Source organism: Nitrosopumilus oxyclinae (assembly GCF_013407165.1).
Classification (GTDB): domain Archaea; phylum Thermoproteota; class Nitrososphaeria; order Nitrososphaerales; family Nitrosopumilaceae; genus Nitrosopumilus; species Nitrosopumilus oxyclinae.
The window spans coordinates 419486-444783 of sequence record NZ_CP026994.1; the positions used below are offsets into that span (position 1 = coordinate 419486).

Annotated in this window: 27 protein-coding genes and 1 tRNA gene; 19 read left to right on the forward strand and 9 right to left on the reverse strand. The window is 33.7% G+C overall.

Annotated features, from left to right (window positions below; all coding sequences use genetic code 11):
- Positions 1-29: 29 nt before the first annotated feature.
- Positions 30-2090: a cellulose synthase family protein gene (locus C5F49_RS02485; RefSeq protein WP_179363170.1), complete on the forward strand. Its 2061-nt coding sequence runs from the start codon at positions 30-32 to the stop codon at positions 2088-2090.
- On the opposite strand, the gene C5F49_RS02490 is transcribed toward C5F49_RS02485, so the two are convergent.
- A complete protein-coding gene (locus C5F49_RS02490) occupies positions 2091-3596 on the reverse strand; it encodes a chemotaxis protein (RefSeq protein ID WP_179363171.1) in 1506 nt (501 codons plus the stop codon).
- 417 nt (positions 3597-4013) lie between these two features.
- Between C5F49_RS02490 and C5F49_RS02495 the strand changes: the two genes are divergently transcribed.
- Both C5F49_RS02495 and C5F49_RS02500 read left to right on the forward strand, forming a co-directional pair.
- Entirely contained in the window at positions 4014-5339 is a 1326-nt protein-coding gene (locus C5F49_RS02495; protein WP_179363172.1) for a cation:proton antiporter, read from the forward strand.
- Positions 5332-5760 (forward strand): hypothetical protein, encoded by a 429-nt coding sequence (locus C5F49_RS02500; protein ID WP_179363173.1) that lies wholly within the window; start codon positions 5332-5334, stop codon positions 5758-5760. The genes C5F49_RS02495 and C5F49_RS02500 overlap by 8 nt, the downstream gene beginning before the upstream one ends.
- Before the next feature lie 2 nt (positions 5761-5762).
- Here the strand turns inward: C5F49_RS02500 and C5F49_RS02505 are convergent.
- Positions 5763-5839 (reverse strand) — tRNA-Gly (locus tag C5F49_RS02505).
- A 63-nt stretch (positions 5840-5902) separates the two neighbouring features.
- On the opposite strand from C5F49_RS02505, the gene C5F49_RS02510 reads away from it, so the two are divergent.
- Positions 5903-6166, forward strand: coding sequence for a hypothetical protein (locus C5F49_RS02510; protein WP_179363174.1), 264 nt, complete (start codon positions 5903-5905; stop codon positions 6164-6166).
- Here C5F49_RS02510 and C5F49_RS02515 read toward each other — a convergent pair.
- Positions 6158-6667 carry a 50S ribosomal protein L16 gene (locus C5F49_RS02515; protein WP_179363583.1) on the reverse strand — a complete coding sequence of 170 codons (510 nt, stop codon included), beginning with the start codon at positions 6665-6667 and terminating at the stop codon, positions 6158-6160. The two genes, C5F49_RS02510 and C5F49_RS02515, sit on opposite strands and share 9 nt — an antisense overlap.
- A 98-nt stretch (positions 6668-6765) precedes the next feature.
- Here C5F49_RS02515 and endA point away from each other — a divergent pair, with 98 nt between their 5' ends.
- On the forward strand, positions 6766-7329 hold the full coding sequence (gene endA, locus C5F49_RS02520) for a tRNA-intron lyase (protein ID WP_179363175.1): 564 nt from the start codon (positions 6766-6768) through the stop codon (positions 7327-7329).
- Here endA and C5F49_RS02525 read toward each other — a convergent pair.
- The gene (locus C5F49_RS02525; protein WP_179363176.1) at positions 7326-7982 is read right to left on the reverse strand and encodes a phospholipase D-like domain-containing protein; all 657 of its coding nucleotides are present in this window, start codon (positions 7980-7982) and stop codon (positions 7326-7328) included. The two genes, endA and C5F49_RS02525, sit on opposite strands and share 4 nt — an antisense overlap.
- 131 nt (positions 7983-8113) lie before the next feature.
- On the opposite strand from C5F49_RS02525, the gene C5F49_RS02530 reads away from it, so the two are divergent.
- Complete coding sequence (locus C5F49_RS02530) at positions 8114-8344, forward strand: hypothetical protein (protein WP_179363177.1); 231 nt, start codon at positions 8114-8116, stop codon at positions 8342-8344.
- A 124-nt stretch (positions 8345-8468) separates the two neighbouring features.
- Here C5F49_RS02530 and C5F49_RS02535 read toward each other — a convergent pair whose 3' ends face one another.
- The gene (locus C5F49_RS02535; RefSeq protein WP_179363178.1) at positions 8469-9101 is read right to left on the reverse strand and encodes a hypothetical protein; all 633 of its coding nucleotides are present in this window, start codon (positions 9099-9101) and stop codon (positions 8469-8471) included.
- Positions 9102-9520: 419 nt separating this feature from the next.
- Between C5F49_RS02535 and C5F49_RS02540 the strand changes: the two genes are divergently transcribed.
- The 4 genes from C5F49_RS02540 to C5F49_RS02555 all read left to right on the forward strand — a co-directional run bounded on the left by C5F49_RS02540 (position 9521) and on the right by C5F49_RS02555 (position 12901).
- A complete protein-coding gene (locus C5F49_RS02540; protein WP_218841240.1) occupies positions 9521-9721 on the forward strand; it encodes a hypothetical protein in 201 nt (66 codons plus the stop codon).
- A gap of 51 nt (positions 9722-9772) precedes the next feature.
- Positions 9773-10225, forward strand: coding sequence for a hypothetical protein (locus C5F49_RS02545; protein ID WP_179363179.1), 453 nt, complete (start codon positions 9773-9775; stop codon positions 10223-10225).
- 112 nt (positions 10226-10337) lie between these two features.
- A complete protein-coding gene (locus C5F49_RS02550) occupies positions 10338-12230 on the forward strand; it encodes a coiled-coil domain-containing protein (RefSeq protein WP_179363180.1) in 1893 nt (630 codons plus the stop codon).
- A complete protein-coding gene (locus C5F49_RS02555) occupies positions 12227-12901 on the forward strand; it encodes a hypothetical protein (protein WP_179363181.1) in 675 nt (224 codons plus the stop codon). The genes C5F49_RS02550 and C5F49_RS02555 overlap by 4 nt, the downstream gene beginning before the upstream one ends.
- 73 nt (positions 12902-12974) lie before the next feature.
- On the opposite strand, the gene C5F49_RS02560 is transcribed toward C5F49_RS02555, so the two are convergent.
- The gene (locus tag C5F49_RS02560) at positions 12975-13730 is read right to left on the reverse strand and encodes a hypothetical protein (protein WP_179363182.1); all 756 of its coding nucleotides are present in this window, start codon (positions 13728-13730) and stop codon (positions 12975-12977) included.
- A 422-nt stretch (positions 13731-14152) separates the two neighbouring features.
- Here C5F49_RS02560 and C5F49_RS02565 point away from each other — a divergent pair, with 422 nt between their 5' ends.
- Positions 14153-14320, forward strand: a complete 168-nt coding sequence (locus C5F49_RS02565; protein WP_179363183.1) for a hypothetical protein — start codon at positions 14153-14155, stop codon at positions 14318-14320.
- Between the two features lie 120 nt (positions 14321-14440).
- Positions 14441-14617 carry a CDGSH iron-sulfur domain-containing protein gene (locus tag C5F49_RS02570; protein WP_179363184.1) on the forward strand — a complete coding sequence of 59 codons (177 nt, stop codon included), beginning with the start codon at positions 14441-14443 and terminating at the stop codon, positions 14615-14617.
- 434 nt (positions 14618-15051) lie between these two features.
- On the opposite strand, the gene C5F49_RS02575 is transcribed toward C5F49_RS02570, so the two are convergent.
- Positions 15052-15246 (reverse strand): hypothetical protein, encoded by a 195-nt coding sequence (locus C5F49_RS02575; protein WP_179363185.1) that lies wholly within the window; start codon positions 15244-15246, stop codon positions 15052-15054.
- 97 nt (positions 15247-15343) lie between these two features.
- On the opposite strand from C5F49_RS02575, the gene C5F49_RS02580 reads away from it, so the two are divergent.
- The 3 genes from C5F49_RS02580 (at position 15344) to C5F49_RS02590 (ending at position 17708) form a co-directional block, all read left to right on the forward strand.
- Positions 15344-15796, forward strand: a complete 453-nt coding sequence (locus tag C5F49_RS02580; RefSeq protein WP_179363186.1) for a GNAT family N-acetyltransferase — start codon at positions 15344-15346, stop codon at positions 15794-15796.
- 80 nt (positions 15797-15876) lie between these two features.
- Positions 15877-16983, forward strand: a complete 1107-nt coding sequence (locus C5F49_RS02585) for an MG2 domain-containing protein (protein WP_179363187.1) — start codon at positions 15877-15879, stop codon at positions 16981-16983.
- Positions 16984-17054: 71 nt separating this feature from the next.
- Positions 17055-17708, forward strand: coding sequence for a superoxide dismutase (locus C5F49_RS02590; RefSeq protein WP_179363188.1), 654 nt, complete (start codon positions 17055-17057; stop codon positions 17706-17708).
- 211 nt (positions 17709-17919) lie between these two features.
- On the opposite strand, the gene C5F49_RS02595 is transcribed toward C5F49_RS02590, so the two are convergent.
- A complete protein-coding gene (locus tag C5F49_RS02595; protein ID WP_179363189.1) occupies positions 17920-18060 on the reverse strand; it encodes a hypothetical protein in 141 nt (46 codons plus the stop codon).
- 131 nt (positions 18061-18191) lie between these two features.
- Between C5F49_RS02595 and C5F49_RS02600 the strand changes: the two genes are divergently transcribed.
- Positions 18192-18380 carry a hypothetical protein gene (locus C5F49_RS02600; protein WP_179361851.1) on the forward strand — a complete coding sequence of 63 codons (189 nt, stop codon included), beginning with the start codon at positions 18192-18194 and terminating at the stop codon, positions 18378-18380.
- A 333-nt stretch (positions 18381-18713) separates the two neighbouring features.
- A complete protein-coding gene (locus C5F49_RS02605) occupies positions 18714-19022 on the forward strand; it encodes a hypothetical protein (protein ID WP_179363190.1) in 309 nt (102 codons plus the stop codon).
- 30 nt (positions 19023-19052) lie between these two features.
- Here the strand turns inward: C5F49_RS02605 and C5F49_RS02610 are convergent, their stop codons facing one another.
- Positions 19053-21323: a PQQ-dependent sugar dehydrogenase gene (locus C5F49_RS02610; RefSeq protein WP_179363191.1), complete on the reverse strand. Its 2271-nt coding sequence runs from the start codon at positions 21321-21323 to the stop codon at positions 19053-19055.
- A 138-nt stretch (positions 21324-21461) separates the two neighbouring features.
- Here C5F49_RS02610 and C5F49_RS02615 point away from each other — a divergent pair, with 138 nt between their 5' ends.
- Both C5F49_RS02615 and C5F49_RS02620 read left to right on the forward strand, forming a co-directional pair.
- Positions 21462-24527, forward strand: a complete 3066-nt coding sequence (locus C5F49_RS02615; protein WP_179363192.1) for an SdrD B-like domain-containing protein — start codon at positions 21462-21464, stop codon at positions 24525-24527.
- 143 nt (positions 24528-24670) lie between these two features.
- On the forward strand, positions 24671-25264 hold the full coding sequence (locus tag C5F49_RS02620) for an Hcp family type VI secretion system effector (protein WP_179363193.1): 594 nt from the start codon (positions 24671-24673) through the stop codon (positions 25262-25264).
- Positions 25265-25298: the final 34 nt, after the last annotated feature.

Below are 25298 nucleotides of genomic sequence, written 5' to 3' on the forward strand. Positions count from 1 at the left end.
GCGATTAGCAATTCCTTGAATTTAGTGATATGACAATCAATCCTTTCACCTCATTTGTATTTGATCTGTTTATTTTATCTGCCATAATTATTACTGCATACACAGTTAATTTTTACTATCTTGCATTTCTTTCAAGAACAAGAAAAGAATCTCATCCTACAATTGATTGGGGCACTCCAACTATTACAATACAATTACCAATTTACAATGAAAAGTATGTAGCAAAACGACTCGTTGATGCAGTTTGTCATATGGATTATCCAAAAGACAAAATGAGAATAATGGTATGCGATGATTCAGATGATGATACAGTTGAATTACTAAAAAATGTAGTTGATGGTTACAAAAAAGATGGGTATCTAATTGAACATGTGCGACGTGGAACAAGAGTAGGTTACAAGGCTGGTGCATTAAAACATGCAATGAAAACAACTGACACCGAACTTGTTGCAATATTTGATGCTGATTTTATTCCTCCCACTTGGTTTCTTAAACGAGCAATACCGCATTTTGCAACATCAAAAATTGGTCTAGTTCAATGCAGGTGGGGCCATGTCAATGAAAATTACTCTACCATTACTCAAGTGCAAGCCCTCAGTATTGATTTTCATTTTCTTGTAGAGCAGAAAGCAAAAAGCAATTCTCATCTCTTCATGAATTTTAACGGTACTGCTGGTATTTGGAGACGTGATTGTATTGAAGATGCTGGAGGTTGGCATACTGCCACACTTGTAGAGGATCTTGATCTAAGCTATCGTGCACAAATGAAAGGTTGGAAGTGTTTGTTTTTACCTGATATTGTAGTTGATGCTGAATTGCCTGCACAAATGAATGGGGCAAAAAGACAACAATTCCGTTGGGCAAAGGGATCAATTCAATGTGCAATTAAATTACTTTCTGATGTTGCTCTAAAACGTCATGTTGCAATTGAAGCTAAACTTCAGGCATTCATTCAACTTACTCGTCATATTGTTTATCCTCTAGTGTTGATACAATTTTTATCATTACCTGTATTGCTTGCAGCCCAAGTCAATCTTTATGTTGTAAGTGTTCTACCGGCATTAACAATTGCAACATATCTTGCAATGGGACCTGGCGCATATGTTTTAGTGATTCAGGGAATGTATGGTAAAACCTGGAAATCTAAAGCAAAACTACTTCCGGCATTACTAATTTACAATGCTGGAATGTCTGTAAATAACACAGTAGCAGTATTTGATGCAGTACTAGGAAAGAAAAATGAATTTCACAGAACTCCAAAATACGGACTAGTAACAAAAAAAGATGATTGGAAAGACAAGGCCTATAATTTACCATTTACACAAACAACTCTGCTAGAAATATTCTTTGGAGTTTATGGAGTAATGGGAATTTTCATTGCAATTTTTTCAAACAATCCTGTGTTTGTACCAATCATTGCTCTTCAAACAATTGGCTTTTTTTTCATTGCATACCTGAGTTTGTCTCATACTAAATTTAAAAGAAATAAATCAAGTGATAATCGAGCAAAAACTAAGAAGGAAAAAATGGCAAATACTGTTTACAAACTTTCCATGATTGGAATACTTGGAATAATTATTTTTGGAGGATATATGGCAATTTCTGGTTACAATTCTGATATTTACCCTCTTGATAGAATACGAGGAAATCTTGATGGTATTGTGTCTTCATCAGATCCACAAATGATTCGTGATCATTTAGTTGCAATCCAAGCAGATTTGGATATTGTAATGGTGAATTTACCTGATACCTGGGATACTGAAGGTAACATAATTTCAAAAAATCCTGTTTGGATATTTGGAACAGAATCTACTAACTTTCTTAGAATTCAAAATAACATAGATACAATGTTTACAGGAGTTAATGAAATATCCAATATTCCTAAAGATAATTCTGCATATCATACAGGTATGTTGGATATCAAGGAAAGGGCAGCATTGCTAAAAATCAACATCATGGATGCAACTCCGTACATGTATGTCAGTCCTGCAAACATGATGCTTAGTGGTATTTGGATTGCTGCAATTATAGGAATTTTTGCAGCATTAAAACGAAAGAAAGAACAACTCAATAAAACTGATCAAGAATAATTAAGAAATATTTAGATCTTTTCTAATTTCATCAACAGCTCTTATTCCATAAATGTCTCGCACTTGTTGAATTCTTATTGATTCTTTTAACATGTCTCTGCCAATGGCGTTTGTTAAAATTGAATATACATCACTGAATCTTACTTCCCACTTGTCTGCGCAATCTAATATTTTACTAACAGCCCACTGTCGAACTTCATGAGGTAGAGGAATTTTCTCTCCAGACTCTACTGAAATTCGATCAAAGAGATTTACAATATCTGCGGTTTGAGATGCCATTTTTTCTATGTCTTTTGATACTCCATATTTTGATTCGGCATTCATTCTAATGTTTGATTGGTATTCAGATAGCTTCAACAAAGCCATCATCTCTTTAGATGAATCACTAGATGCCTTGTTGGTGACATCTTTGACTGTTTGTAACTCTTGAAATAGTCTTTCAGATTTTTTATGAAATTCTATTGTAGATTCGTCTTGTCTTTTTAGGGTGTCAGACACTGATGATATTTTTTGCTCAATACTGTTTGTTTTATCAAATACATTTTGTTTGAAATTTGAAACTTCCTCCTGAACTGATTTTAGCCCTTCTCCTACAAATGCTGTGGAATCAGCCCTCTGTGCTAGTGCTCCAATCTCTGTTTCAATTTTATCAATCTTACCTCCTAGTTCTTTTATTGATTCTAGGCTCAAATTATCTATGGAATTTGCTTTGGATGAAATGGAATCAAACTGTTGTTTTAGTCCATCAATTACTCCTGCTAAAGAATCAATTTTTGATGCTTTTGATGATATTGCATCAATTGTGATTTTAATGGCATCAAGCTCAGCATTTAGATTTGAACTAGATGCTGCCCCTTCTGAAATTCTTCCTAATTCTAGTTTGAGACTTTCAATAATTTGAGTACCTGTATCTAATTTTGCTGTTTTTCCAGATATTTCTTCAATTGTATTTTTTAGATTATCCATCTCAGAACCAATCTCTAAGAATGAATCTGTTTTTCCAGAAACTTTTCTTAAATCATCTCTAACTTCGTCAATTCTTTGTGCAATTTTGATTATCATTTGAGAATTATTTTTAATTGAGTTCATGCTTTCTTCAACTCGCTCTGATATGTCTTGAGATTTTGATGATTTTTGTAATTCTGAAATTTTACTGATCTCTTTTTCTAATTTAGAAGTCTGGTCATTAATTTTATTAACTAAATTTGATTGTGATCTGACTTGATTTAATCCTGCATAGAGTTTTTGGGTATCATCCTCTATTATGTTAATTTGTTTTGATTGTTTTTGAATATGTTCTAGTGTGGATGTTAATGTGTCAATCATTCCTTTCATGGATACTAGCACTTTTTGATTTTCGCCAAAGATTTTTGACATTACTTTAATTTCTTTTTGTAATGCTTTGTTTGAATCTGAGACTGATGCTACCTTTTTTAACAACACTGATGGATTAGGCTCTTTCTTTGCCTTGACTGGTGTTTTCTTTTTTGTAGTTTTGGTAGCCATATGAAATCATTTAAAATTTAAAGATAAAAAAGTTGGGTGTAAAAATAAAAATGTAAAGAGTTACTTGTTTACAACTTCTGGTTCATGAAGTAATTCATGAAATGTCTTTTCAGCCAATCCATTCACTGTTTCAATAAACCCTCTTGGACAATATTCGCATTGAATCATATAGTACGGTATGGTACCGTACTATTAATAGTAAGGTGATTGCAAAATAACCAATTATGCAGTCAGATACCCCAGGTCATATCTCTTCATTTAATTCAGATGACCTAATCATCACTCTGCACATGAATTATGTTGTTTGGGCATAAAGAGGTTAAAGATTTTCAAAATTGCCGAGCCTAACATTATCTCTGGAACATTCCAAAATTGCAATTCGCAATCATTTTTTAAACAAATTTGTTTATTGATTACATGCAAAACATTCCACTTCAGATTACTGGTGGAATTCAAAATACCCTAAACAACACTGTAACTAGTTTAATTGAGCAAATAACTCCTGAATTACCTCACACAAGTTTTGTCACTGATTTGGCATTCATTATGATTATTGGCGCTGTTGTAACTCTGGCTTTTTTTAAAATCAAACAACCATTGATCATCGGCTATCTTTTTGCAGGAATGTTGATTGGTCCACTTTCTCCGTTTTGGTCTTGGGTCTTACCTGAAGGAGGTCCGTCTGGTGATGTGTTGGGCGGAGTTGGGATTTTATCTGATATCTCTGCATTGAATCTTTTTGCTGAAATTGGAGTCATCTTACTTCTCTTTGTAATTGGAATAGAGTTTCCATATGCAAAAATTAAAAATATTGGACGAGTAGCTGTTGGAGTTGGAACTATAGGATTGTTTTCAACCTTGGGTGTGCTGTTCTATACTGCTACAGCCCTTGGATTGGGATTCATGGATGCTTTGTTTATTTCTGCAGCCTTGTCAATATCTAGTACTGCAATTATCGTAAAGTTGTTAGAGGATATGGGAAAAATCAAAAAAGAATCATCCATTATGGTTCTTGGTATTTTGATTGTAGAGGACGTGATAGCTGTCATCTTAATTTCATCTTTGCAATCCATTGCATTGGTTGGAACTGTATCTATAGAATCAATCATTGTAGTTGTATTGGTTGCAACTGGTCTTATTGTCGGTACATTTACTATTGGAACTCGCGTAATTCCACCTCTAATTGATAGAGTTGCAGCAGCAGAACATCGTGAGATTCTTCTGTTAAGTGTACTGGGTCTTTGCTTTGGTTATGCATTATTTGCAAATATTGTAGGATTATCTGTAGCAATTGGGGCATTTTTAGCAGGCGTTTTAGTGGCCGAATCTAAATCTGCTGAGGTAGCAAAGTTACTTTCAAGTCCAATCAAAGACATGTTTGTTGCTATCTTTTTCATTTCAGTTGGAGCCTTGATGGATGTCTCACAGCTAGAAAATTATATTTTTATTGCAATTGCTTTGATTGCAGTTGCAACCGGGATGAAATTTGGAGGCAATATGATTGGAAATTTCATTTTCAGACAGAAACGTGGCAAGGCACTTCGTTCAGCATTCACTTTGGCTGCACCTCGAGGGGAATTCTCTATTGTCATTGTAAAAGTTGGAGTGGATATTGGGGCAGTTAGTGCATTCTTGTTCCCGTTAGTTGGTATAATTTCAATTATCACTGCTTTCATCTCCCCATTTTTGATGAAGGCCGGTGACAAAATAATCCCTGTATTGGAAAAAAAAGAAAATGTCTGATGAACTCAAAGAATTCTTAGATAGGGTACATAATGGAATCACTACTTTTGATTTTGAAGGAAACGAGACGCCTTGTATTGAATTGGAGGAGAAAAGATATGATGAGATATTGTCTAAGGTTGCAGGACAACCATTGTCAATTAACACTGATTTGAATATTTTGCAAGATGGATTGGGTAATACATTTGTTGAAGTAAAATTGACTTTTTCAACTGGAAATATCACTGAAACGTTTCTGGTGAATGCAAAAACTCACCTTGCTTTTTTCAAATCTCTTGCAAAAACATCCATGCTTGCCCTCACTTCACCAAAATCTAATTTTGGAAAAGATAAGGTGTTTATGATTCAATTACCACGTCCAGAAAAAGCTCAAGATGCACTTGAAATTATACAAAATGCATTGATTCCAAAGAACAAATAAAGTGGTGCAGTTACCGGGATTTGAACCCGGGTCACGTACTTGGCAAGCACGAGTACTAACCAGACTGTACTATAACTGCAACAAACCTCAAGGCTGAATTTGGATATTAAACTGTTTTTAACTATTTCAATTAAGATCATTTATGGATGAAACTCTTCTAAAGAAAATTGAGCAAAAAATTCAAGATTCTATATCAAATAAAGATGAAATTAAACAATTGATCAAATCACTATCTGTAATTGATGATTCAAACTCTTTTGCTTTGGGAATTGTTGTGGGAAGAATCTATAACACATTTTATTATCAATCTAAAAGAATTCTAAATAGAGAACCAACAAAACAAGAATTTCAAGAATTTTTAGAATTTGTTAAAAATAAGAAATCTGATTTAGATAACTTATGGTGATAGTTTGTTCCAATCAATTACTTTGATTAGTGGTGTTCCTGGTAATTTTACACATGAACCATGTAGTGCTTTTTTTGCAGCAGTTAGATGAGCATCACCATTTACGTATAATTCCATAATGCATTGTCCTTGTTTTACCCTAGCCCCTAGACTTACTGCTTTTCCCCATGATCTTCGCATTCCTTCTGAAACTCTATCTGCACCTGCAGTTGCAATTTGTTTGTTTTCTCTGAGAAGATTGTGTGGGTAAATCCTTAATCTTGAATAATATCCTGATTCACCAGTTGTTTTTTCTAGTGTTTTGTTTGCAGCTAGTCTTGTAGATTCAATAGCCATATGTCTAATCTGAATTTTTTCGTTTAACAATAATTGAACACAGTACTGGTATGTTCCTCTTTTGCCACCTTGAAATTTTGCAATTTTGATTTGTGGTTTACCTTTGATGTATTCTTTTCTTGTAAAGACTTGACCTTTTCCATCTCGATAATTAGCACCATGCATGATATTTTCAAGCCAGAATGCCCATATTTTAACGGTTAGCAGGGTATCTCTCATATTCTCCAATGCTTATATGGAAATCCTTTGATTTTCACTTTATTATGGATGATACCCCATTAGTTCATGGAGAGTTAGTTTCAGATCAAACATGTATCACACAAAAGAACATGATTCATGAATTAGAATTAAAGGGGTTTGGAGAAATTGAAGAAAAAAAATTATTCCTAAAATCATTTGAAACACTTTACTTGTTGTATGCAAAAAGACTGATTCTAAAAAAGAACAAAAAACAAATTAATTTTGATATTTTCATGAATATTTGTCAAAAAACTGATTCTGAGACTCTTACAAAGTTTTTGATTTATCGTGATCTTAGGAATAGGGGCTATGTTGTAAAAGATGGATTTGGATTTGGTTCTGATTTTCGAGTGTATGAGAGGGGTCATTATGGTGAAAAAGGTGCAAAATTCCTAATCTTTGGACTCAATGAGGGTCAACAAGAAAAGATGGGAAATCTACAAAAAAAGATTGAAGAAATTACTCAAATGGGAAAAGAACCAATCATTGCAGTAATAGAACGCCGTGGTGAAGTTATCTACTATAAAATCAATAAAATGGATTTTGCAGAAAACAAATCAAGACTTGAAGAACCCTTTGATCTCTAATCTTTCATAATCCATTCTGAAGAATATTTTAAAAGATTATTTTCTTCAGCATACATAAAATCATACACTTCCACATGTTTTGTTTTATTTTGCCACAAGTCTTCAAAGTCTTTTACTTTTCTTTCAACTCTGGATTTATCATTCCATGAAGTAAAGACATCCACTGATTCAAAATCTCTAGATTGTGCAGAAAATGATTCTTTGGATGTTCCTGTAAATGCAACTGTTTGGTCTTCATCATCTCTGAAAATCCCAATTCTTTCTGAAAATGTATCTGTTATGCTTTCTGAATTTGGTATTGCGATTTTTAATTCAACTTGTCCGTTATTTACAATGTCTTGAAGCTTTTGGATTTTTGCATCTTTGATTAATTTTCCATTAAATGACTTTGTATATTTTTCAGAAAAGAGTTTTGTAAATAAATTGAGATCACTAGTTCTAAATCTGTGTCCTGTAATCATTCTCAATTTTGCTTTTCCTTCTGCAAATCTATCAAATGCTACTGAGAATGTTGATAATGTCTGAATGGATAAAAAATCAACACATCTGTCATATTCAATACAATTACTTAGACAGGGAAGGAAGAACTCTGAAACAATATCGTCTTTGTCTGAACGATATTCTTCTTTTAATTGAATTTCTCTTAGGCCCAATAAATTTAATTAAAAATTTTGTTATTTAAAGAAACAATTTTAAAATTAGTATATCATTGGAGCGCTTTTGTACAGTGTACATCATCACGATATTGGCTAAAATTTTAATTTACTATTAAATTAACAAAATCGTGGTTTTTAAAATAATGTACAAATTCCAAGATGATGATAAATCATATACTTGCTATGTGACACATTCACAGTACATCAATTTCAAAAATTTACCTTCAATCAAAGAAATTATTATTCTTAAGAGAAATCAGATGGAGATGAAACAATATGAGGAGGAAATGCAGCGCTCAATTGATGAAGCATTTGCAAATAGTACTTCTCACATAAAAAATCTCTCTGATGAACTTTGAGAATTTTTCTCCAAAATAGGTTCAACATCAATGAACTCAAACCTATGAGTAGAATGTCCCTGTGTATCTAGAATCATAACTTGTAATTCCTGACTAATAAAAAAAGAAAAAAGATGTAGATGAATTACTGTACAGTAAATTCATCTACGAACTTTTCATAATCATTTGTTGATGGGTCTACTGCTTCAACATTTACTAATCCACTCTGAATCAATGGCATGTGTATGCCGTTTTGTGCTGAATGAATTTTTGCTGCTGTAAAGGCCATCACAAATGTTCCTTGCTCATCATATACTGGTGTATAATGTCCTCTTAGAATAATTCTAAAGGATTCACCTGAATCTAATGTGCCAGTACCATGAAGTTTGATTTTACCATTGATTGCTTTACCTTTTAATTCTAATTTTGCATGGCGGTCTGCTGCAGAAATCTCTGCATCAGATGAAACTCTCCATACGCCATTATCATTACGTACTGCTTTTCCATCAATAGCAATTTTTGCTTCATGTGCTTGACCTGCTATAATTGCCCAGCCACTTGTAGTTCCATCAAATTGAACTTGTGGTCTAACTACAGTGTCTACAGGACGTTCTGCTGCTACACTTGTGGAAATGCTAGCATCTGCAGATACTCCTGCTACATTTGTAGTTGTAGCAACGTTACTGTCTGCATCTATGGCTAATGCCATAGGTGAGAAAGCAACTGCCATTATTGCAACTAGTGCAATCATAGCGGGTAACGTTTGTTTTGTTTTCATTGACAACTAGATGAGAAATTGAATTTAAAGGCTAGCTAACAATTGTAACGTAACAAAGTTACTTTGTCTTTATGTGATGAAAAGTAATTCAATGATTCATTGACACAGATTTGTAAGGGCATATGTGGCCAGAAAAAAGCAATTTCAATGCCAAATAATTTACGATATAAATCTGGACAGAAAAGATGTGGTACCTGTGATTGCTATTTTTATACTGAAGAAATTAACTGTCCTTGCTGTGCAACTAGACTTCGAACAAAACCGAGAAGTAAGAGAATATGGGAACAGTAATGTTCTAATCTATTCTAATTCAAAAGAGAGGGATTAATCTGGCGCGTGAATATAGAGATAGAATTTACATTCGAAAAGATATTTTGCTCAAGCTATACGAGTACGGTGAGCTAAATCAAAGCAAATTGATGAGTATATGCGGATTAAACAATGCAAAACACAAAGGAATCTTAGATGATATGATTGAAAAAGGGATTTTATCTTTAGAAAAAGAACCTTGGGGAAATAAAGTGATTTTAAAATACAAGATTTCTGAAAAAGGTATTCGTATTATGAAAGAAGTTTTGGATCCATATGAGGAACTATTCCCAAGGGAGGACAAAAAATGACAAGTAACATTGTTACTCAAGCGTTTTTAATGAAAAATGGGAGATTTAATCATGAGTAATTCGGGTAACGGCTCTGAAAAACGAGAAAATATCTTTGAAATTCTAGATGGAATCATGTTCCAGATGGGAAATACAAAAAAAATCTTTATGATAATGATTTTGACAACTTTGATTTTACCTCCGTTGGCCTTACTTGTAATGACTAGTGTATTTGACTCTCCATTTGATGAAAAATTAGATGTGCGTTTACAAATTCATTTGAGTAATGGTGACATTACAGAGGAGGAATATGAAAATATTAAATCCAAAGTAATAGACCGTGGACGAACTAACTTGTTTCTGAATCCTCCACAGCTAATAATTTTTGCAATCTCCCTTGTTTGGTTGGGTGTAGGAGTTAGGCAATGGTTTGTCTTATCGAAATGGGATAAAAAATATGAGCGCTTTAAAGCAAAACAAGCAGATATTGACAAGAAACTATCTGATGATTCTGCTGAAGAATGATTAAGAATATTTTTTAGAATAGAATATCTCCAAGCTAGTTGAATTGTATGGTAACATTGTTCCCTAACATAGTTACAAAAGTGTTTTAAATCACAAAATTCGTTTATCCTTCATGATGAAAACAGGCTATGCGATATTTTTGCTTTTAGTTCTAGTTACAGGCTTTTCTAGCTCATCATACAGTGTTGCCTTTGCCGATAATCATCTTGATTCTAAAAGTGCTAATTCTATTTCTTCTGATCAGATGACTGCTGAAGAAAAACGTAAGATGGCTCAACAAGAAGAAGAACGTAGACAACAAGAACAAGACAGAATTGAAGAACGTAAACAACAAGCCAGAGACCAACTAGAAGAACGTAGACAACAAGAACAAGACAGAATTGAAGAACGAAAACAGCAAGCCAGAGACCAACTAGAAGAACGCAGACAACAAGCACAAGACCAGCTAGAAAAGCGTAAAGAACTAGCTAGGGAAAAACTAGAAGAACGTAAACAACAAGCTAGAGACCAATTAGAAGAACGAAAACAGCAAGCCAGAGATAAACTAGAAGAACGCAGACAACAAGCACAAGACCAGCTAGAAAAGCGTAAACAACAAGCTCGGGAAAATCTAGAAGAACGTAAACAACAAGTCCGAGAAAAAATAGAAGAAAAACGTGCAGAATTACAAGAAAAAGCCAAACAAAAAAGAGCTCAAATTCATGATAATATTCAAGATAGAAAAGATGCAATAAAGGATAGAATTGCAGAAAAAAGAGATCAAATTCGAGATAATCTTTCTGATAGAAAAGATGAGATTCAATCCAAAATTTTAGATAAACGCTCTGATCTAAGGGAGAAATTTCAAAACAAAAAAGATGCAATTATTTCAAATCTAAAAGACAAAGCACAAGATAAACGAGCTGAAGTAAAGGAGCGAATTCAAGATAAACGAGCTGAAGTAAAGGAGCGAATTCAAGATAAAAGAGATAACATTCAAGAATTTCGTGATACTGTAAAAGATAGAATATCTGACAAAGTCAAAGATAGAGTTGCATTAGAAATTAGAGACAAAGTTCAAGATGCTGTTAAAGACCGAGTACAAGATAAAGTTAGTCAACAAGTACGAGATACAATTAAAGATAAAATTCATGATAGAGTAGAATTTAGAACCGATTTAATCAAATCAAAAATCCAAGAAGTTGGTAAAGACAAATTTAGAGAAATCGTATTAGAGCACAAAGAGAAAATTCGTGCCGAAGTTAAAGATAGAATTGATTCAATTAGAGACAAAGTAAGATCATCTGATTTGATTGATAAAGTTGAAGATGGAAGTTACTATGGCGATATAGTAGAACTTCCTGAAGAAGACATTACAAATTATGTTCTTAGTTTCCAAGGTGATGCTTTTAGCACTTCAAATGAAAATGATGTAAAAACAGTTTCAGGAGATGTTAATCTGGAGTTAGTGAGATTGGGTGATTCTGGTGCAACTCTGAAAATTATTGGTGGACAAATCGTCATAGAGGATGCAACTACTGGTGAATTACACAATGTACATGATGTAGCATTTGGACGAAGTAGAGCCAACTTTGAGAATGATTCATTGCAAGTTACAATAAACACAGTCGATACTAGTGGCCAACCACATACATTTGCAATGCAAATAAAGATGGATGGAATATTTCCTACAGAATTAGGAGCATCAGTTGATATTGTTGCTAAAGATGGCAAGAGTAAATCTGGAACACTATGGATTCTGGACTTTGTAGGTTCACTTTCAGTTGATGATCCTGTACCAATTACTGCCTTTGAAGACGTTGAGGAATTATCTGAAGTAAATGAAGTAGTTGAGGAATCAATTGATGATTGCTATGAAATGACACTTGCTGATTTCTATACTGATGCAGATTTGGAGGGATTGTCTGACTCAGAACTAGTTGAACTGGAAGCAGATCTTTTGGCAGAAGTTTGTGCTGAAGTGAGCAATGAAGTGGAGCAGGAGATGGTTGGAGACTCTACATGATATTCAAGCCATTATTTGTTCTGACTGCCGCTTTGTTTCTTGTTTCTTTTAATTTAGTATATGCTGAGGCCAGTTTGTATGATATTTTAGATTATGATGTAGGTTATGATATTGAAAATGGCGAAATCCTTGTAATGAATTTGGATGTTGATTCCACCTCTCTAATTATAGAAATTGTTTCTTTTGATGATGGCTTTATAGAACTTAATATTCCACGAGGATTAATTGATGCAACATTTGATGATGAGGATGATATCTTTTTTGTATTAATTGATGGAACAGAGTCAGATTATCTTGAAATTAATTCAGCTGATAACACTAGAACTTTGATAATTCCATTTTACACTAATGATCAAGAAATTGAAATTTTAGGTACTAGTGTATTATCTGCTACTCCAACTACTGTAGAAATTCCATCATGGGTAAAAAATAATGCAGGATGGTGGTCTGGTGGATTGCTAGAGGATTCAGACTTTGTTGCAGGGTTAAATTATATGATTACTAATGGCATTATCGTAATTCCTCCAACTGAAGCTGCTGAGACTGTCAATAAAGAAATCCCATCATGGGTAAAAAATAATGCCGGATGGTGGTCTGAAGGCTTGTTAGAAGATTCAGACTTTATTGCAGGAATCCAATATATGATTTCAAATGGAATTTTGGTAATCTAGTTACTATCTGTGTCCATTTCTGTGCCGTGAGGATGCACATTTTTGCTGAATGTATTTAGACAAAAAATTTGTTTTAATCACTGTCTACTTCATTTTTCTTTTTATTGAATTTGTTGTATCCTTCTTGATTGTATCCTTCTTTGTCGTAACCTAGGTGATCATATCCTAGTCCGTCATACCCGTTACTATCATACCCATTCTCATCATACCCGTCTAAATTGTATCCTTCTTGATTGTATTCATCTTCATCATACCCGTTACTATCATACCCATTCTCATCATAACCGTCTTTGTTAAACCCGTCTTTGTTGAATCCTTTCTTATCATAACCGTCTAGGTCATACCCATTCTTGTTAAATCCATTTTTGTTAAACCCGTCTTTGGTGTATCCTTTTTTGTCATACCCATTTTTGTTAAACCCTTTTTTGTCGTACCCATTTTTGTTAAACCCGTCTTCATTAAAAGCAATTTTTGTATCTATGTGAATCCCATCTATGGAAAAACCTCGATTGTCATAACCGTCTTTATCGTATCCCTTTTTGTCATACCCATTTTTGTTAAATCCCTCTTTATTGTAACCCTTGAAATCAAATCCATCTTCATCATACCCGTCTTTGTATCCTTTTTTGTCATACCCTTTTTTGTCGTATCCTTTTTTGTCATACCCATTTTTGTTAAACCCTTTTTTGTCGTACCCATTTTTGTTAAACCCTTTTTTGTCATACCCATTTTTGTTAAACCCCTTTTTGTCATACCCGTCCTTGTCGTACCCATCTAGGTCATACCCATACTTGTCAAACGTACGACTAAATCTATCCAACAAACCCATAATGGAATTTCATGAATTCAATTCAGATAAGCATTTTCATGCCTATCTACGTCTAATTTTATCCCATTTTGATGGATGAATCATAGTGGAGTATTATTATGAAAGATTGGGCCAAAATTGCCCAATCCTCGGACGATGGTAAACTAGTAGATAATTCTTGTAGGAAACCATCATTTCTTTGAGAATTCTACATAAAAGAAACTAGTAGAAATTATCAGTACAAATCATCAGTACGAACTAAATACTTTTTTTGAATACTAAATTCAATTGAAACTGTCACCAAACAACTAATCGTTGCTGGTCTTAAGATTCAATTTTTATTATTTTTTAGTTATACATTCAAAACTATCTCAAAAAGCAATTCAAATCTTTAAGGATCATTTGTTCGTTAATCTTTTAAGTAAATTTTGTATAACTAAATCATGTCAACATTAATGCAATACAAACATGAACCTGTTCAAAACCAGTCCATTTCTCTGGTTAAACGTGAATCTGAAACTCCAATTTCATCTAGAATAACTGCAATGGATATGGTTGGTCTTACATGGATATTTAAAAAAGACGAAGACCTACTTGATGAATTTAGGTAATCTATACTATTTCTAAATACTATTTTTATAATATTCTAGATTTCTGTAGCCATTTTATCTCCAAATTAGCAGGCAAGTTCATTGAGACAGTGTAATATACGGTAAAAGCCACACTGTGATATGGTAAAAGTAACAATCAGTGCAAAAGAAAACGGTCCATTAATTGTAGAAACTGATGGAAAGAGATTATGTGCATTATGCAGATGTACTGCATCTGAAAACAAACCAAATTGTGATGGCTCACATGCAAAATCTGGTTTCAAAGCAGAAGCATCAGAAATCAAAGTCTGTGATTAAGTTTACAAGACCTTTTTTCTTATTTTCCGACTATCTACGTTCGTTTTTATCCTTAATTTGGGTACTTTTATTGATTAAATTAGATGGTGAAAAAGGAAATCACAAAAGAAAAATTTTGTATGAGCTGTAAATCAAAAAATAATCTACAAGCTAGCATTAATCTCCTCAGCGATCCCGCCTATCTTTGCAGTAAATGTATTTCAGATTATGATACCTGGAAAAAGAAAAAAAGACTCTAGAGATGTAACACAAAATGCATTATCGAGCTGTAACAAAGATCATTCTTAATTCTTAGTTTGTTTTGAATGTATTATGGCTTTTACTAGATGTGGCAAATGTGGGGAACTAAGATTTGATGGAAAAATTAATCTTTGTGCAAATTGTGGTCATAGAATCACAAAGACTGCTAAGACATTTGAGTGAAATTAGAGATCTTAAACTTTTTCCTTGCAATCTTTCTTGTGTTTTCTTAGATCATCCGTAGTGTGAAATTCAGAACCACATGCTCTGCATTTTTCCTTTTTCTTGTTATGTGCAATCTCTTTATGTTTTTTCAGTCTTTCAGGATACTTGAACCGTGATCCACATTTATCACATTTTAGTTTCCTTACACTTTCATCAAATACCATACTATGCTTGATATCTTCTAGTACTAAAACCAATTCTAACCTATGTACTAGTTAAATTCTGAAAAAATCATTAAAGTCATGATGATTCTATCTTGCTATGGATAGTGTTGTAGTTAGACCATCATCTGGAAAAGATATCCCGATGATCCTTGGATTGTTGTATGAACTAGGGCGTCCAAAACCCCAAAAAGACTCTGAGGTTGAAACATTTCGTAAACTAGTTACAAAATATGTGAAAGATTCAGACAAAACAATCCTTGTTGCCGAACTTGATAGTGTGAGAATTATTGGTATGGTAAGTGTAGTGTATTTGTCAAGATTAAATCAATCAACATTGGAGATGTATATTCCAGAGTTAATTGTTCTTGAAAAATATCAAAATAATGGAACAGGCAAAAAACTAATCAATTATTGCATTACCCTTACAAAAGAGAAAAAATGTCATAGAATTAGATTGGAATCTGGAAATCAACGCAAGGAATCTCATAAATTCTATGAACATTTAGGGTTTGAGCAATCTGCTCGTTCATTTACATTAAATCTAGATTAATTCAAAAATAGTACAAGCCGCAGCAAGTCTGATTTAATTACATGCAAAGCTATAAAGACAAATTGAGATTGATGAATGTGATGAAAAGTAAGTTAATTTTATTTTCAATAATTGTTCTAAGTTTAGTATCCTTTGGTATTGCTTCAGTAGGTATGTCAGATAATGCATTTGCTCAAACTGGAGTGAATGTAGGTGTTGAGACTGAAACCGAAGTAAAGATTGGTGAAAAATCCGACGATGGTGAATCAAATGTATCCGTAGAGGGAAAAACAGAAACATCAGTAGAGGCAAAGGCCCAAACATCTTCAGAGACAAAGGCTGAAGAAAAATCATCAGAGGAAACATCTGAGACTAGTGCAAAGGCTGAATCTCAAGTACAGTTGGCAATCAAATCATCTTATCCTAAAGTTAAAGCCAGTTCTGAAAATTCATTTGCAGTTCAATCAAAACAAAAGTTGTATCAACCAGGTGAGATGATAAGAGTTGAAGGTTCTTTATTTTCTGGTTTAATGACACAACTTGGCGCTTCTAACACAGTAAATGTCCAAATATTTGACAACAAAGGAATGATGGTTAAAGAAAGCACTGTCCAAATGAAAAGTGGTGGGGGCTTTGATGCTGAAGTATTGTTACCATCAAACTCTGTTAACGGTGAATACACAATAAAATCAAAAATTATTTCAGACTCTTCAGTACTTGGAACTCTTAGTGCAGAAACTAGAGCAAACTTGGAGACTAGTACAAAGGTAATAGTATCTACTCCTTCATCTGTAAAAATTAAAGTTGAAGGTCATGATGATTTTGAGGTTAAGGTTGCAAGTAATTCCAAAGTAACTGAAGTGAAATTCAAAGAACCTGAAAAGAAAGTCTCCTTTATGGTAGAGGGGGAATCTGGAACTAAAGGAGTTACTCAAATCAGTATTCCAAAGGCATTGCTCAGTGGACAAATGTCAGTAATGATAGATGGCAAAATAATGGCTGATGAGGATGTGATTGTTACAGCAAATACTGAAACCACTACAAAGTTGGAATTAAACTACCATCACAGCATACACCAAATTGATGTTGTAGGAACTAATGCAGTTCCTGAATTTGGCTCAGTGGCATTAATCGTAATGGTTGTAGCCATAAGTGGAATAATACTTGTCTCTTCAAAGTATTCTAGACTTGGAATCAGAACAATCTGATTCTTTATTGATGAATAATCTCGCCAAAATCCGAAAAACTGTTTATATGATGAAAATCACATTAAACCATAATGGGCGATTTTCTATTACCTGATTTACCATATGCATATGATGCACTAGAGCCACATATCGATGCGCAAACAATGGAGATACATCACTCAAAACACCATCAAGCATACACAAACGGATTAAATGATGCATGGGATGAGATGTCAAAAGAAAATCAAGACAAAGGATTACTAATTATATTATCGGATTTGGATCAACTAAAACCCGAAGTCAGAGGGCGAATCAATTTCCATGGTGGAGGTTACAATAACCATGAATTGTTTTGGAAGAGCATGAAACCTGGTGGCGGTGGAGAACCAGGTGGGAAATTAAAAGAAGCAATAGATAAGGAATTTGGAAGTTTTGAGAAGTTTAAAGAAAAATTCTCAGCTGAGACTGCAGTAATACAAGGCAGTGGTTGGGGATGGCTGATATTTAATCCAGTTACAAAAAAAATTCAATTCAAAACAACTGCAAATCAAGACAGTCCAATCACTGAAGAACTCGTACCACTATTAGGATTGGATGTTTGGGAGCATGCATACTATCTAAAATATGAAAACAAGAGACCAGCTTACATTGAAGCTTGGTGGAATGTAATTAATTGGGAAGAGGTCGAACTACGATTTACAAGAGCAGAAAATACTGCAAAGGCATTGTTTACAAAATATCGTTGAGCCTAGAGTAACACATAAACTTTAAATTTTGGAACTCTTATCCCCATTTTGCCGTTACAAGGTTTGTAGGCAAAACCTAGTTGGCTAAAACCCACACGGAAAGAAAAACCTTCTATTACAATTAATATTTTAAATTAAAATTATTTAGATTTGTAAAACAAATAAAAAAATGACAGAAGATGTCTTCTGTCACGTTGAGGTGCTATTGAAATTAAATATTGGTAGCAATAAAGGCACCAATACCCATTCCCATTACAACACCTAAGCCCATACAGAACAGATCAAATTTTACGACCTTTCTAAATGGTGCATGGACCATTTTATCTAGTGTGCTGGTTTTGTGAGTTTGCATATCTTTCACCTCGGGCAACCCATAACACGGCAAAATAATTAAACAAATGGCAAGTTGATTTAATTCTAAATGAAATCAACTATCATTTTCCTTAATTAGAAAAACAATCTTTAGATTATCAGAAAATTAAAATGAATATCTACGATACAAAATCTATCTACTGCAAGGATTGTGGAAAATCCATAGGTGAAATAGAATATGATGCAAAGGTAATCTTACCTGAATGTGGACAGTGTGCAAATCCTATGCCTGAAGGCGATAACATACTGTATACAGTAAATGCGATCAAAAATCAATCAAAACCTGTAATCACTATATGATAATTGGAATTGAGAAATTATGGGATTAGGTAACTGTAAAAATCAATGTATAGTGTTTGAAAAATCATCCAAACAAGAAGCATTCACTACTGGTGGATGTTTTTGCCAAAATTGTAATTACTATTACCAGGAAAAATTTCCAAGATGTCCGTGTTGTAACAGTAGAGTTCGTTATACAACTCGTTCAAACAAACATCGATCAGAGTCTAATGTACAACGCATTTGATAATTATTTTTTTGATAGTTTGTAAAATTCGTAGTAAAATTATTTGAGTTTATATAAAAAAATTCTGACGTGCATGTTATTTACTTCATGTTTTATCGTGATCACTCATGGCAACAAAAAAACGTGCAGCTAAACGAAAACCTGTAAGGAAAATAAAGAGAGCTGTAAGAAAAACTGCTAGTAAAGCAAAGAGAACTGTCACAAAAGCAAGAAAAACTGTAAGAAAATCAAAAGGTACAGTTAGCAAGGCAAAGAGACGAGCAACACTAGTAGCAAACAAAAGAAAAAGAGAACTTCTACAAGCAAACAACAAGATCAAAGCTGTAAAGAAGGCTCTAAAAACTGCAGAAAAATCTGCTAAAACAAAGAAAACAAACTATCAAAAAGCATTGAAAAGAGCATCGACAACTCAATAGTTGTTAGTTTGAATTCTAATTTTTTTATTCTTATTTATTTATGGTATTGACTGCCCAGCCATATTGTATGAGTTTTTGAGCAGTAGGTGGTTTTACACATGCAGGTTCCAGTGACGTGTTTTTGAAAATTAAATCCAATCCCTCTTTGCATGTGACATCACTTGGATGAATTCCTAAAGTAAATTGTTTTAGAGGTGCAAGCGGATTGATTTCTTTTTCTATGTTATTTTCTAATGGAGTAATTCGCAAAATTCTATCATCATTGTATGCTGGATCTCCTCTGCCGTCTTGATTGCTAGTTAGAATGTACAAGTGACCATCAGGACCCATGTTGGCATTACGTAGTCTTCCGTATTCTCCTGCAAGTATTGCCTCACTTCCAACCACTAGATTGTTTTCCAAATCCAAATCAAGCATTCTTAAATGATTTCCACGTAGTGTTGCAACAAAGTATTTTCCATACCAGTCAGAAATTTTATCTGAATCATAAAAACTGGCACCAGATGGTGCCCATGTATCATCGCCTGTATGTATAATTGGATTCTCTAATCCTTCACTTGTTTCATCGCCTATAATTTCTGGCCATCCATAGTTTTTACCAGAAAATATTACGTTGATTTCATCATGTGCACGTCCTCGTTCACCTGAAGGACCATGCTCGCTTGCAACTAGAATTCCGCTATCTGGATGCCAATCAATTCCCTGTGGGTTTCTGTGTCCATATGAAAAAATGGCAGAGTCTGTAAATGGATTGTCTTTAGGTATTGTTCCATCTGAATTTATTCTTAGAATTTTCCCTGCAAGTGAATTCAAATCTTGTGCTAGATTGTAGCTTGAAGCATCTCCAGTTGTAATGTAGAGTTTTTGGTCTGGTCCAAACTTTATTCTTCCACCATCATGCCAATTACTTCCTGGAATTCTATCAAGTAATATGGTTTCATCAGATAATGTGTTTTCAGATTCTGTATAGCGAACTACTCTATTGAAAATGTCAAGAAAATCATTATAGCTATAATACAAATACAGATAATGGTTTTCCTCAAAATCCGGATCCAAGGCTAATCCAAGCAATCCCCCTTCTGTTCCAGACACTTTAAGTGAAATAATTGGTTCTGAAATAACTCCGTTTTCAATTACTCTTAGATTGCCAACTCTTTCTGTAAAGAAAATTCTTCCATCTGTTGCAAAATCAATCTCCCATGGTATCTTCAAGTTATCTGCAATTGTTTCTACTTTGATGTTTGATTCTGGAAATTCTTGTGTGTCTATAATTGGAATGATACTTTTCTTTTCATCATTTGATAAATTAGATGTTGTAACTGAATTAAAATTATCTTGTATTTGGTTTGTATTTTGTATAACTGATACTGCTTGATTCCCATAATACATTGAATATAGTTTGTTTGTTTTTTCATTAATTACAATTTCAAATGGAGCATTTACTGGAATTGTTTTTACAATAGAATTGGTTTCCCCATCTATCACTGAAATGTTATTTGAAGCATGATTTGTAACATATATTAGATTAGCATCATGTTGTATTGCAATCCTTCTTGGTATTTCTCCAACTGGAATTGATTTTATCACTGTATTTTCTACACCGTCAATTACTGAAACAGTGTTTGTCTCTTGGTTTGTAACATAAATTATATTTGTAATTTCATTTACTGCAACACCGCGTGGACTTGATTCGACTTGGATTACATCAATTAGATTATTTTTCTCATCAAAGACATGAACTGTATCATCTGTTTCACTTGTGACATACACATTTCCCGTTTTTTCATTAACTGCAATACCGCATGGCTTGTTTACATTTAATTTAGAAATTATTTCATTTGTAATTCCATCAATTACAAAAACTGAATTGGTCCTATCACTTGTAATGTAAATTAAATTATTTTCTGAATTGACTGCAATATCATATGGACTGTTCATTTGAATGGTTTTTTCTACCTCTTTTGTGCCTGCATTTATGACTTTGACGACATTTGCAAATTCCCCTCCAACATAGATCAAATCAGTTCCAGGATTGTACCCCACACCAAAGGGGGTTTTTGTAGTATTGATGTATCCTGATATTTTCTCAGTATTTCCATCAATTTCAACTAGTTTTCCTGCAAAAAAATCTGTAACATAAATGACATTTGCATTTTCATTTACAACTGCTGAAGCTGGCTTTCCAGAAAAATTTACAGTGTTAACATCGTAGAACAATTCTGAATATGCAGAATTTGTTTGTGAAAATAAAATTATTAGTGATGCAAATAATATTGTAATAACATAATTTGACTTTATCACAATTTGTAAATGCTAATTGATTGTTTAAGTATAATTATTTTTTACTACGATCAAAATGTCTATTCTATACAGTTTAACTTGTTAGCACTATGAAATCTATAGCTAAAGCATATATAGAAAAATGAATTGCAGACAATGTTGAAAAATTTAATTGCAATTTTTGCTTTAACTGTTCTTTTTAGTACTATGGGTGTACAATCTGCCTTTGCAGAGCATCCAATCCTAGATGTAATTGCAAGTGGAGAGACTCATACTGTCACAATTAATGAAACTATTTTTGATTTAACAATAGAGCAAGGTGGAACTTTAGTTGTTGTTCCTGGAGTAACATTAACCATTGAAGGATTTGTTGAAAATTATGGAACAATTCAAAATAATGGAATAATTTCTATAACTGGATTTGGAGGCTATGTATCATTTAATGAATTTGGTTTTCCTGAGATAACTCAAGTTGGTATAGCTTGTCCACCTGAAGAATGCGGTGGTGGTTTTGGCGAATTAATTAATTTTGGATTAATTGAAAACAATGTTGGGGCTTCAATTCTAAATGAGAATTTCTTTGTAAATGAAGTAGGTGGAATTGTTGATAACAGCGGTACATTATCTACTATTGGTGGTGCAATTCCACAGTCATTTAATGGATTTAGTTTCCCACCAATTTATCAAACAGGGGGAGGATTTGGCAACGGCGTAATTGATAATTTTTGGTTAATTCATAATCGAGCAGGTGCAGATATCCTAGTTGATGGGTCATTTTATAACGATAGAGTCGTCAACAATGAGGGAACAATTACTGTTCAAAATGGATTTTTTAATAATTTCCAAGGAACAATCTTTAGTTGTTCTGGAACTGAAATTGGGCCAATCAATGGTGGAGTAATTACTGAAGAATGTTTTGTATTTGGTGAAGTTCATGGATTCAAATGGAATGATCTTAATGCAAACGGTCTTCAAGACATAGATGAACCTGTTGTATCTGGAATTGAAGTATGTCTATATTCAGATAATGATAGATTTGGGGGAGGAGACTTTGGTATCGATGGTGTAGTTGGTACTGACATGTTTGGTATCCAAACAGCATTTGCAGGAGAAGGCTTTGGTTTTGATCCAATAGATTGTATTCTCACTAATGTTGATGGCGAATATTGGTTTACTGATTTACTTCCAGCATTTTATTATGTTGCAGAAACTTTACCTGATAATCTAGTTCAAACATTCCCAAACACTGAAGAATGTTTTGTATTTGGTGAAGTTCCAACTTTTGAAGTATTTGGATCTACTGCACACTGTGTTGATTTAGTTGAGGAACCAATTCAAAATGATGTTAATTTTGGAAATATCCTTGCAGCCTCATTACATGGTCAAAAATTAACTGATACTACTGGTGATGGAGTAGGTGATCAACCAAGAGCATTTGTTGAGATTAAAGCATGTAAAATTACTCCAACTAATTTAGAATGTTCAACTGACTTTAATGATCCAAATACTTTTAGAACTTATACAATGCAAGATGATCCAAATACTCCTGTTGATGAAACAGGAATGTTTTGGCTTAATGTTCTACCTGGTGACTATAGAGTTGAAGAACGTGCACCATTTGGAACATCACAAATACTTCCACCTAATGGAGAGCCATACTTTGTAACAGTTGCAAGCGGTGATTTAGTTGAAAACTTGAACTTTGTAAATCAAGATATCCCACCTGGTGACATTCAAGGTTCTAAATTCCAAGATGCAAATGGAAATGGACTTAAAGATTTGGGTGAATCTGGAATTTCTGGTATAACATTTTGTTTAACTCCATCAAACACATGTACTCAAACTAACTTTAATGGTGACTTTTTCTTTAACAATATTCCAGCAGGTCAATACTCTGTAAATGAAATATTGCCATTTGGTAGTGTAAACACAACCCCTCTAATTGTTCAGGTTGACGTTATTTCTGATGAAATCGCAATAGTCCCACCATTTGGAAATACTGCTCCTGTTCCAGCAAATCCTGAAGTTACAGTTGGCCCACTAAACTCATGGGGCTCTGGCGGATTGCCATCAGTTTATTGGCAAAATAACATTACAGTTTCTAAAGATACATCCTTTGGATTTGATCATTGTGGTGTAGGCATTAGTCCAACCGCTGTTACATTACAACTTGAATTTACTGAAACAACTGAAACTATTCCAGTAATCCTTGTGCAAGATCCAACTAATCCAGATGTATTCACTACTGTTCCTGCATTGGAACCATTTTTCCCAAGACATGGTGTTTTGAACTTGAACTTTGATGTATTCTGTCCTGATGGTACAATAGAATTCCAACAAGGTGGAAGTGTCTACATTGACCCAAGTGGCCAAATAACTGATGTCTGTACTGATGAACCACTTGCAGGTGCAGAAGTTACATTACTCAAAGAATTCCCACCAGGTACAGGACTATTTGTAATTGCAGCAGAATCTGATTATATTCAAGATACCGGTTCAGTTCAGACAACTGGATCAGATGGTAGATATGGTTGGGATACAGTTCCAGGAGTTTACAAAGTATCCGTTAGTGCACCTGGATTTATCACACAAGATAGTCCTGAAGTACCAATTCCACCACCAGAACTTGAATTAGATTTAATCTTGGATAGAGTTGATGCATGTCCAGTTAGCGGAGATGCTCTAAGAGAACTAAAGGGATCTACTGTAACTGATTTAGAAAATATAAACACTGATGATAAAAAGGCTACAAAGGAAATAGCTAAAGCAATCAAATCAATTAACAAAAGTGTTGCAGATAAACTATGGGAAGACTCTACTACACTAACTGAAAAACACGGACACAAAGTCTTTGATGAAGAAAAGAAGGCAGTAAAGAGTCTACTAAAGGCTGCAAAGAGTGACTCTTCAATTGATGTTTCAGGAATAATTGCCACTCTAGTTGAAGTAGATGCACAATTAGCACAAAATGCAATTAATGAAGCAGGAGTATTTGCAGGTGATAAGAAAGTAGACAAAGAACTAGACAAGGCTAACAAAGAAATGGATAAGGCCCTAGAGCAACTAAACAAAGACAAACCAGACAAAGCAATAGATCAATACAAGAAAGCATGGAAACATGCACAAAAAGCATTAGAGAAAGCTCAAGAAAATGACGACGATGATAGTGAAGAAGAGGATGATGAAGACGAAGATGAAGACGAAGATGACGACGAAGACGACTAATCGTCCACTTTAATAAAATAATTTTTTACCAACTTTTAATTTAAAATATTAATTTTCCTTTAAACCAATTTTTAAAATTATATTTGTAATAATATTTTTTGACATTAGATCAGATTTATAATGTAGAATAAATTAGTGATTTTATGAAATTTACTATTTTCTTTGCTGCTCTTTTAGGATTATCACTTATTGCAATGTCTGCATCTGATGCATATGGTGCAATCTATGTTAAAATTCCTGGAATTCCTGGCGATGTAACGACAGAAGGATATGATAAAAAAGAATGGTTTGTTGCAGATTCTTTTAGTTTTGGTGTAGAACGTGAACTTAAAGAAAGTGGTGAAAAGGGTGGCACTGCAGATATTAACATTGGTGTTGGTGAACTGCAAGAAGTTTCTATTTCAAAAAGTCTAGACAGTGCAACCTCTAAACTTTTCATAGCTAGTGTTGCTGGAAATTCTCATGGAAATTCACAAATCTCATTTGTCCAATCTTCTGGTACTCACGGACAACCTATAGTATTTTTGGATTATTGTCTTGGAAATACTTTTGTTAAATCTTGGTCAACTAGTGGTGATGCTGATGACAGGCCAACTGAGGAAGTTTCATTTTATTATAATAAGATAGCATTTAGATATTCTAGTACAATTGATGGTCAAACCTTCACGACCCAAGATCCAGTTGGATGGGATTTGGTACAGAATAAAGCACACAATCAATGGGATTGTGGAAATTAATTAATTCTCTCGGTGATGTGATTTGCTGTGCTCT

Excerpts from the sequence above, each read along its gene's own strand:
- C5F49_RS02560 (WP_179363182.1), bottom strand. The coding sequence starts at position 13,730 with ATGGGTTTGTTGGATAGATTTAGTCGTACGTTTGACAAGTATGGGTAT.
- C5F49_RS02550 (WP_179363180.1), top strand. The coding sequence starts at position 10,338 with ATGATGAAAACAGGCTATGCGATATTTTTGCTTTTAGTTCTAGTTACA.
- C5F49_RS02605 (WP_179363190.1), top strand. The coding sequence starts at position 18,714 with ATGGCAACAAAAAAACGTGCAGCTAAACGAAAACCTGTAAGGAAAATA.
- C5F49_RS02485 (WP_179363170.1), top strand. The coding sequence starts at position 30 with ATGACAATCAATCCTTTCACCTCATTTGTATTTGATCTGTTTATTTTA.
- C5F49_RS02555 (WP_179363181.1), top strand. The coding sequence starts at position 12,227 with ATGATATTCAAGCCATTATTTGTTCTGACTGCCGCTTTGTTTCTTGTT.
- C5F49_RS02495 (WP_179363172.1), top strand. The coding sequence starts at position 4,014 with ATGCAAAACATTCCACTTCAGATTACTGGTGGAATTCAAAATACCCTA.
- C5F49_RS02490 (WP_179363171.1), bottom strand. The coding sequence starts at position 3,596 with ATGGCTACCAAAACTACAAAAAAGAAAACACCAGTCAAGGCAAAGAAA.
- C5F49_RS02600 (WP_179361851.1), top strand. The coding sequence starts at position 18,192 with ATGAATATCTACGATACAAAATCTATCTACTGCAAGGATTGTGGAAAA.
- C5F49_RS02515 (WP_179363583.1), bottom strand. The coding sequence starts at position 6,667 with ATGCATGGTGCTAATTATCGAGATGGAAAAGGTCAAGTCTTTACAAGA.
- C5F49_RS02590 (WP_179363188.1), top strand. The coding sequence starts at position 17,055 with ATGGGCGATTTTCTATTACCTGATTTACCATATGCATATGATGCACTA.
- C5F49_RS02595 (WP_179363189.1), bottom strand. The coding sequence starts at position 18,060 with ATGCAAACTCACAAAACCAGCACACTAGATAAAATGGTCCATGCACCA.
- C5F49_RS02535 (WP_179363178.1), bottom strand. The coding sequence starts at position 9,101 with ATGAAAACAAAACAAACGTTACCCGCTATGATTGCACTAGTTGCAATA.
- C5F49_RS02580 (WP_179363186.1), top strand. The coding sequence starts at position 15,344 with ATGGATAGTGTTGTAGTTAGACCATCATCTGGAAAAGATATCCCGATG.
- C5F49_RS02570 (WP_179363184.1), top strand. The coding sequence starts at position 14,441 with ATGGTAAAAGTAACAATCAGTGCAAAAGAAAACGGTCCATTAATTGTA.
- C5F49_RS02565 (WP_179363183.1), top strand. The coding sequence starts at position 14,153 with ATGTCAACATTAATGCAATACAAACATGAACCTGTTCAAAACCAGTCC.
- C5F49_RS02540 (WP_218841240.1), top strand. The coding sequence starts at position 9,521 with ATGAGTATATGCGGATTAAACAATGCAAAACACAAAGGAATCTTAGAT.
- C5F49_RS02545 (WP_179363179.1), top strand. The coding sequence starts at position 9,773 with ATGAGTAATTCGGGTAACGGCTCTGAAAAACGAGAAAATATCTTTGAA.
- C5F49_RS02620 (WP_179363193.1), top strand. The coding sequence starts at position 24,671 with ATGAAATTTACTATTTTCTTTGCTGCTCTTTTAGGATTATCACTTATT.
- C5F49_RS02585 (WP_179363187.1), top strand. The coding sequence starts at position 15,877 with ATGAAAAGTAAGTTAATTTTATTTTCAATAATTGTTCTAAGTTTAGTA.
- endA (WP_179363175.1), top strand. The coding sequence starts at position 6,766 with ATGGATGATACCCCATTAGTTCATGGAGAGTTAGTTTCAGATCAAACA.
- C5F49_RS02500 (WP_179363173.1), top strand. The coding sequence starts at position 5,332 with ATGTCTGATGAACTCAAAGAATTCTTAGATAGGGTACATAATGGAATC.
- C5F49_RS02575 (WP_179363185.1), bottom strand. The coding sequence starts at position 15,246 with ATGGTATTTGATGAAAGTGTAAGGAAACTAAAATGTGATAAATGTGGA.
- C5F49_RS02510 (WP_179363174.1), top strand. The coding sequence starts at position 5,903 with ATGGATGAAACTCTTCTAAAGAAAATTGAGCAAAAAATTCAAGATTCT.